Raw genomic sequence first — 7,335 nt, forward strand, 5'->3', positions numbered from 1 at the left:
CGCACCACCCGCCCCCGACACACGCCGCGGCGCGGGAGGGCGTCATGCAGTCTGACGGTCCTGAGCAGGAAATGCCGATCAGTCGGATCGGCAGCACACTTCTGCTGACCTCCCCCACGACCACCCCGTGCTACCGTGCGTACTCGCGAGCACGGATCCAGAGGGCGACGAGCCCCACTTCCGCCAGGCCCAGGAGGAAGTACAAGGCTTGGAGGTTGCGCATGATGCCAGGGATTGAGCCGACGATGAGCACCTCCGCGATGATCCAGCCCATCATGATGGCGCCCGCCAGCGCCGAAAGCTGGGGCGCGCGCTCGTGGCGCCGGAGGACGGCGATGAGCCCGGCGAGTTGGCTCCCACCCACGACGGCGCCCAGGATGAGGCCGGGGATCGTGTAGCTCGTGAACGGACTGCCCGAAAGCCATTCGGTTGGAAACTCGATCCCACCGCCGAGCAGCCCGATCGCCCCGGCTGCCGCGCTGACGGAACCGACGACCTGCAACGCGATGAGCCCGATACGCCCCCCTCGTGGCGACGTCACCTCGCACCTCCGATCGCGAGTCACCTGCGGCACACGCTCGGTACCCCGCACCCTCAGCGTGCGCGCTCCTCGCTCGCGAGGGCATCAGAGTCTGCCGCCAAGGCGCTACAGTCTCGTGCCAGGCTGCACGGTGTCCAGCCCCGGTCCTGAATGCGATTGGATAGTGCACGCTCGCCGATCGTGTGGTAGCGTGGCGCGCGTGCGACGACGAACGATCGTCTGGGAGGCATGGGGGCCTGCGCCCACGCTGCCTCCGAATCGCTGATGGGGAGGTATCAATGAGCGCGCCGACGACCGACTCGATGATGTACCAGACCATGCATCGCCAGCCGGACGACCTGCGGCGGCTGCTGGACACCGGCTGGGAGCCAGCGCAGAACGCCGCGGAGCGACTCGCCGGTGCACGCCGCGTCTTCCTGGTCGGCATCGGCACCAGCTACCATGCGGCCCAGATCGGAGCATGGCTGCTGGCGGCAGCCGGATCCGACGCCCGCGCCGTCCTCTCCTTCGACTTCGCACGATACCCGGAGCAGTTCGGTCTCGGGGCGGACGACGCCGTGATCGTGATGGCACACACGGGCGTGAAGCGCTTCTCGGCGGAGGCGCTGGAAACCGCGGTCGCGTCGGGAGCAACCGTCCTCTCGGTCGGGAGTCTGACCGCCGAGCACCCCGGATCGCAGCTCATCCTGCGCACCGTCGAGCGGGAGAAGTCGGCCGCCTACACCTCCTCGCACCTCTGCGCGATGACCGTGCTAGCGCAGGTCGCCACCTGCCTGGGCGAGAAGCGCGGCGTAAGCGCCACCGTGGACTTCCGCACCGCACTGCAGGCGCTGCCGGATCAGGTGGCCGAGGTGCTGGCGCGCGAGGACGAGGTGCTGCCGGTGGCCCGCGAGGCGGCGACCCGCCGGGTCTACGCGGCCGGGGCCGGGCCGAACGCGGTGAGCGCCACCGAGGCGGTCATCAAGGTGCGCGAGGCCGCATACGGCTGGATCGACGGGCTGCCGCTGGAGCAGTTCGCGCACGGGCCGATGGTGGCGGTCAATGCAGACGATTTGATCGTGCTCATCAACGTGCCCGGCGCGGCGCAGGAGCGCGTGCGCGAGGTGGCGGCAGTGCTGGCGGCCGTGGGCGCGCGCCTGTGGCTGGTCGGTGAGGGCGTGGACGCTGTGCCGGACGCCACCGTCTTCCAGCTCCCGGCGGTCCCGGAGATGATCTCGCCGCTGCTGACGGTCGTGCCGATGCAGATGCTCGCCTATCAGATGGCCGTCGTGAAGGGCGTCAACCCCGACACCTTCCGCCGCGACGATCCCACCTACGCCGCCGCCTTCGGGCTGATGAAGCTGTGACGGCGTCGGACGCGTCGGGAGCAGGGAGGAGCGGATGGGCACTGGACTGGGAGCGCGCCTGCCACCGCGCTGGGTGGTCGCGGTGTCGCTGGCGGTTGCTGCGTCGATCCTTGGCGACTCCCTGCTCTACGCCGTCCTGCCGGTTGTCTGGGATGACCTTGGTCTTGCGGTCGGGTTAGTCGGGGTTCTGCTCAGCGTCAACCGCTGGGTGCGCCTGGTGTCGAACTCCATCGCCGGGTGGGTCGTGACGCGCGCCGGCGTGCGCGGCCCGTTCGTGATCTCACTGTTCGTCGCCGCACTCACGACCGCGGCATACGCCTCCGGCCTCGGGTTCGTCGTCCTCCTCATCGCGCGCGCCGTGTGGGGCGTCTGCTGGTCCTTTCTGCGCCTCGGCGGATACCTGGCCGCACTGGAGGCCGCGCGCGACGGCAATCGCGGCTACTACCTGGGTTTTTTCAACGGCGTGGTGCGCTTCGGGAGCTTCGTCGCCGTGCTGACGGGCGGGCTCCTGACCGACCTGCTCGGCTTCGAGACGACGGTGCTCATCTTTACCGGGATCAGCCTGCTCGGCGCGGTCGCCGTCCTGCGCGAGCGGCCGCCCGCACCCCAGCGCCCCAGCCAGGTGGCGGCACGCATCACGAGCGGTCAACCGGCGGCCGGCCACGAGCCCATGCCCCGGATCGCCCGGCTGCGCTTCCGTGTCGCCTCGGTCGCGGTCTTCCTCCACGGGGTGGCCATCAGCGGGTTGGTGACCGCGACGCTCGGTCTCTGGTTGCGGCGGTCGTACGGCGAAACCACGCTGGTGCTCGGCATTGTCCTTGGCGTAGCCACCGTAACCGGGTTCTTGCTGTCCGCCCGATTCCTGGGAGACTTTCTCTGGGGGCCGATCGTCGGCCATCTGGCGGACCGCTGGGGGCCGGTCCGCGTCACGCTCCTGGCCGGGGCGATTGAGGTCGGGACGCTGGCGCTGCTGGCGCTGCCGGTGTCGCTGGCCTGGACTGCCACCACCGCGGTTGCCCTGTTTCTTGCCTCGACCGCGCTTCAGGTCTCGCTCGATGCGACCGTTGGCGGACTGGTCCCGGAGGGTCAGCGGGCCCGCCTGCTCGGGTGGTACAGCACCTGGCTCGACCTCGGCGCCGCGACCGGGCCGCTCCTGGGCTACGCGATCGAGGGCGGAGCGCAGCTCCAGTGGTTGTACCTCGCGGTGGCCGCGTCGCTCGCGGTGGTGGGTGTGGTGTACGTGGCCGTCTTCACGCGGGAAGGCAAGGGCGATCTGACCGAAGCCAGTCAGGCCCGGTGACCGACACGAAGCTTCTACCTGGGAATCCTAGACGCCGAGCGCGTCCTTGATCTTGCCGAAGAAACCGCGGCGATTGCCGTCCTCGAGGTCCGGGGTGGTTAGCGTATCCGCCAGCTTCTTCAGCAACTCCCGCTGCTCGGGCGTGATCTCGGTCGGGATCACCACCCGCACGGTGACGATCTGATCGCCGCGCGCACCGCCCCGGACGTCGGGCACCCCCTTGCCCCGCAGGCGGAATTGCTGCCCCGGTTGGGTTCCGGGTGGGATCTTGAGTTCCACCGGGCCGTCGACGGTCGGCACCTCGACCTCGGCCCCGAGCGCGGCCTGCGCCATGTTGAGCGGCAGGTCCAGATGGATCTGCTTCCCCTGCCGGACGAAGTAGGGGTGCGGCTGAACGCGGATGCGGACATACAGGTTGCCCGGCGTCCCGTTCGGCACGTGCTCGCCCTGGCCGGTCAGGCGCAGCGTCGAGTCGCTGTCGACCCCCGCCGGGATCGTGACCACAATGGTGCGCTTCTTGGACACCCGGCCCCGTCCACGGCAGGTGGGGCACGGATCGGAGATCACCCGCCCCTCGCCGCCGCAGTTGTCGCACGGCATCGCCGTGACGAACTGCCCGAGGATGGTGTGCTGCACACGGCGGACTTCGCCGCTGCCGCCGCACACCGGGCAGACGGGCGGCTGCTTGCCCCCGCGCATACGCGTGCCGCGGCAGTCGTCGCACAGTTCGAGGCGCGTGATCTCGACCTCTTTCTCGGTCCCGAAGATCGCCTCCTCGAAGGTCAACTCGACCGTGGTTTCGAGGTCGGCACCGCGCACGGGCCCGCGGCGCGTGCGCGCTCCGCCGCCGAAGAAGGTCTCGAAGATGTCGCTGAAGGGCGAGCCGCTGAAGCCGAAGGGGTCACCACCCATGTTGAACCCGCCGGAGACGCCCGCGTGGCCGAAGCGGTCGTAGGCGGCGCGGCGCTCCTCGTCCCCCAGGACCTCGTACGCTTCGTTGATCTCCTTGAAGCGCTCCTCCGCGCCTTCCTCACGGTTGACGTCGGGGTGGTACTTGCGGGCCAGCCGCCGGTAGGCACGCCGGATCTCCTCCGCCGACGCATCCCGGCTGACGCCCAACACCTCGTAGTAGTCGCGCTTTGCGGTCATGCTCTGCCTGTGCGGTTGAGGGCTGTCCCGGTGTCTTGGCTCGGTAACATACTCCTGCCCGGATTACGCCGGGCAGGAGCCATACGCTTCAGTATATCACCCCACCTGATGCCTTCAAGGGTGGTTAGCACTCGCCACTTTCGAGTGCTAAGCGACAGGATCGGCTCAACGCGCGCAGGGCCGTGGTATTCTTCGCGGAAACGGGCGCGGGGTGGCGCGCAGGGGTCTGACCGGCGGGAGGCAACGGTGGAAATCGGGGTCGAGCGGCGCATTCTCTCCTGGCAGGAGATCGCGGATCTGGTGCGGGTGCTGTCCGAAAAGCTTCCGACAGACTACGACGCGCTCCTGGCGATCACCCGTGGCGGCATGATCCCGGCCTGTCTCCTCTCCGAGCAGTTGGACATGCGGAACATCATGGTCGCCGCCGTGCAGTTCTACACCACCGTAGGTGAAACCCTCGACCAGCCGCGGTTCTTCCAGTTCCCCCACCCCGATCTCCTCAAGGGCCAGCGCATTCTGGTGGTCGACGACGTGTGGGACAGCGGCCGGACCGTCGTCGCGGTTCGCGACCGCATTCGCGCCGCGGGCGGGCACCCGGAGGTGGCCGTGCTCCACTTCAAGCCGGCCCGCTCGCACTTCCCGGGCGACGCCCCGGACTACTATGCCTCTGAAACCGACGAGTGGATCGTCTACCCCTGGGAGCCGGAGGAATAGGGCGCACGGCGACCCACGGCGAAGGCGGGGTTCATCCGGATCCGCCGGCGCTGAGCCACCCTGCCGCGTCCAGCCACGCGAGCACCTCGTCGAGCGAGGTGAGGATCGCGTCCGCCCGGTCGAGCCCGGGGAGGTCGGCCGTCATCGCGTTCGGCACCGCCAGGCACCGCATGCCCGCCGCCTTTGCCGAGGCGACGCCGTTGGGAGCGTCTTCCAGCGCCACGCATGCCGCGGGCGGGAGCCTCAACCCCGCGGCGGCCGACAGGTAGATGTCGGGCGCCGGCTTCCCGGCCGCAACCTGCTCGCCGGTCACCTCGACCGCGAACGCACCCTCCAACTCCAGTGCGGCCAGGGCGACGTCGACGTACCGCCGGTGGCCGGAGGTCGCCAGCGCCAACGGCACACCCCGCGCCCGCAGCGCCGTCACCAGCTCTCGCGCTCCCGGCATCGGGTGCAGCCGGCCCGGCAGCGCCGCGAAGAAGTGCGCGTCGCGCCGCGTCATGACCTCCTCGACCGTCAGGGGCAAGCCCAGGCGATCGCGCACCAGGCGCGCGCTGTCCATCAGGCGCAGCCCGAACATCTCAGCCAGCAGCGCGTCATCGAGGGTGTGGCCCAACTCGGCAAGGAAGGCTTCCCACGCCGCGATCTGCACCGGCTCACTGTCGACCAGCAGGCCGTCGAGGTCGAACACGACGGCTCGAACCTGTGCCCCGCTCATAGGCCGCGGTGGATCTGGAAGAGGCGTCCGGCGCGGAGCTGCGCCGCCCGGTAGAGGCTCGGCCCGGCCACGAGGATGTACGCCCGGCCGGCCAGGCCCTCAACGAGGGGTTCCGGGATCGCGGTCGCACCGAGGTGGACCCCGGCCAGCGCCCCGGTCATGGCACCGATCGTCGCCGTGTCACCGCCGGCGTTGACCGCGGTCAGGACCGCCGCGGCGAAATCGTCGGGGTGGACGGCGAAGGCGTACAGGGCCGCCGCGACCGATCCGGCGACCGAGCCGTCGGTACCGAGACGCCGCAGGTTGGTCAGATCCTGCTCCCGTTCGCCGCCGTTCCGTGCGAGGGCTTCAGCCAATCGCAACCGCTTGGCGACGTCGTCTTCGTCGATGAACGCGGCGACCTCGGGGATCAGCACGTCCGGCGGGATGTGTTCCGCCGCCAGGAGCCAGATGGCGTAGGCCATCGCCAGCGCGCCGTTGAGCGCTTCCGGGTGGCTGCGGGTGATCAGGCCGGCGCGCAGGACCTCGCGCGTGAAGACCTCGGCGTTCAACCGCCCGAGCGCGTGCATCAACGCCACCGGGGCGATCTGCGCCGCGATCGTCGCGTCCGGCGGGCCGTCGCCGACCACCCCCGCCTGGAACTGGTCGGTCTCTTCCATCCGCTCAATCGCGGCGAGCGTCAGGGGGTCCAGAAAGCGGCGGCTCTCGCCCCGCGCGAGGAGCATCAGGCGACGGCCAACCGCCTCAGGGTCGACGAAGCCCCCGGCGGAGACGAGCGCCTCGACATGGCAGAGCGCGACCTCGGTGGCGTCGGTGAACTCACCCGCGGGCACGGTCTCCGTGTCGCCCTCGATCCGCGGCAAGTAGCTGTCGATCCAACCGTACCGAGCGGCGATCTCGTCCTGACTCCAGCCTTCGACCGGCATCCCGAGGGCATCGCCGATCCCAAGGCCGAGGAGACAGCCGAGGAAACGGTCCTTCGTCGATACCCGCGCGGTGGATTGCTCCACGCTCATCCGATCGCCACCTCTCTCCCATGCGGGACGGACCCGCACGTACCCGACGCGATTAAAGCACGTCCGGCCAGCACGCCACAGCGCACCCGCGACATGGCGTGCTCCATGCGGGGATGCGTGGGGTGGTGACACGATGACAGCCGGCAGCCGGTGCGACTTGCACGGGTCTCAGTGATCCCGGATACTGCCGAGGGCGACCGACCCGGCGGCCCGCCGCCGGAGAGGGAAGGAAGACGCGCATGAATATTCTTAATGCACTGGAGCGTATACGAGAGTTGCTCGAGGCAAACCAGGCGCGGCCGGAAACCCTGCGCCTGATCGACACCATCGAGAAGACGGCGTCCCAGCCGGGCGCCGATCGCGCGCAGGTCCGCTCGCTGCTCGAACTCGTCCGTCGCCTCATGCGCACACCGGTCGCGAACAGCAACATCGGCGTGTACGACGACCTGGCACTGCTCGAAGAGCAACTTACCACCGCCGCGGGCGCCGCCCCCGGCCCGGCGGGGGGGGGGGGGAGGGGGGGCGGGGCCGGGGCCCCGCCCGCCCGGCAA

The 7,335-nt window shown here is 69.9% G+C and carries 8 protein-coding genes; 4 read left to right on the forward strand and 4 right to left on the reverse strand.

Going from position 1 to position 7,335, the window contains the following annotated elements:
- Nucleotides 1-130: 130 nt before the first annotated feature.
- On the reverse strand, nt 131-541 hold the full coding sequence (locus IRZ30_RS13990; protein ID WP_294086061.1) for a hypothetical protein: 411 nt from the start codon (nt 539-541) through the stop codon (nt 131-133).
- Nucleotides 542-819: 278 nt separating this feature from the next.
- Here IRZ30_RS13990 and IRZ30_RS13995 point away from each other — a divergent pair, with 278 nt between their 5' ends.
- Both IRZ30_RS13995 and IRZ30_RS14000 read left to right on the forward strand, forming a co-directional pair.
- Complete coding sequence (locus IRZ30_RS13995) at nt 820-1,887, forward strand: SIS domain-containing protein (RefSeq protein ID WP_294086062.1); 1,068 nt, start codon at nt 820-822, stop codon at nt 1,885-1,887.
- Between the two features lie 34 nt (nt 1,888-1,921).
- On the forward strand, nt 1,922-3,187 hold the full coding sequence (locus tag IRZ30_RS14000) for an MFS transporter (protein WP_294086063.1): 1,266 nt from the start codon (nt 1,922-1,924) through the stop codon (nt 3,185-3,187).
- A 27-nt stretch (nt 3,188-3,214) separates the two neighbouring features.
- On the opposite strand, the gene dnaJ is transcribed toward IRZ30_RS14000, so the two are convergent.
- A complete protein-coding gene (gene dnaJ / locus IRZ30_RS14005; protein ID WP_294086064.1) occupies nt 3,215-4,336 on the reverse strand; it encodes a molecular chaperone DnaJ in 1,122 nt (373 codons plus the stop codon).
- Between the two features lie 246 nt (nt 4,337-4,582).
- Between dnaJ and IRZ30_RS14010 the strand changes: the two genes are divergently transcribed.
- Nucleotides 4,583-5,050: a phosphoribosyltransferase gene (locus IRZ30_RS14010; protein WP_294086065.1), complete on the forward strand. Its 468-nt coding sequence runs from the start codon at nt 4,583-4,585 to the stop codon at nt 5,048-5,050.
- Nucleotides 5,051-5,081: 31 nt separating this feature from the next.
- Here the strand turns inward: IRZ30_RS14010 and IRZ30_RS14015 are convergent, their stop codons facing one another.
- Nucleotides 5,082-5,741 (reverse strand): HAD family phosphatase, encoded by a 660-nt coding sequence (locus IRZ30_RS14015; RefSeq protein WP_294086066.1) that lies wholly within the window; start codon nt 5,739-5,741, stop codon nt 5,082-5,084.
- 23 nt (nt 5,742-5,764) lie between these two features.
- Nucleotides 5,765-6,784 (reverse strand): ADP-ribosylglycohydrolase family protein, encoded by a 1,020-nt coding sequence (locus tag IRZ30_RS14020; RefSeq protein ID WP_294086067.1) that lies wholly within the window; start codon nt 6,782-6,784, stop codon nt 5,765-5,767.
- Between the two features lie 239 nt (nt 6,785-7,023).
- Here IRZ30_RS14020 and IRZ30_RS14025 point away from each other — a divergent pair.
- On the forward strand, nt 7,024-7,335 hold a 312-nt coding region (locus IRZ30_RS14025; protein ID WP_294086068.1), incomplete at its 3' end, for a hypothetical protein.

It is taken from the genome of Sphaerobacter sp. (assembly GCF_019683595.1).
GTDB lineage: Bacteria > Chloroflexota > Chloroflexia > Thermomicrobiales > Thermomicrobiaceae > Sphaerobacter.

Excerpts from the sequence above, each read along its gene's own strand:
- dnaJ (WP_294086064.1), bottom strand. The coding sequence starts at position 4,336 with ATGACCGCAAAGCGCGACTACTACGAGGTGTTGGGCGTCAGCCGGGAT.
- IRZ30_RS14000 (WP_294086063.1), top strand. The coding sequence starts at position 1,922 with ATGGGCACTGGACTGGGAGCGCGCCTGCCACCGCGCTGGGTGGTCGCG.
- IRZ30_RS14020 (WP_294086067.1), bottom strand. The coding sequence starts at position 6,784 with ATGAGCGTGGAGCAATCCACCGCGCGGGTATCGACGAAGGACCGTTTC.
- IRZ30_RS13995 (WP_294086062.1), top strand. The coding sequence starts at position 820 with ATGAGCGCGCCGACGACCGACTCGATGATGTACCAGACCATGCATCGC.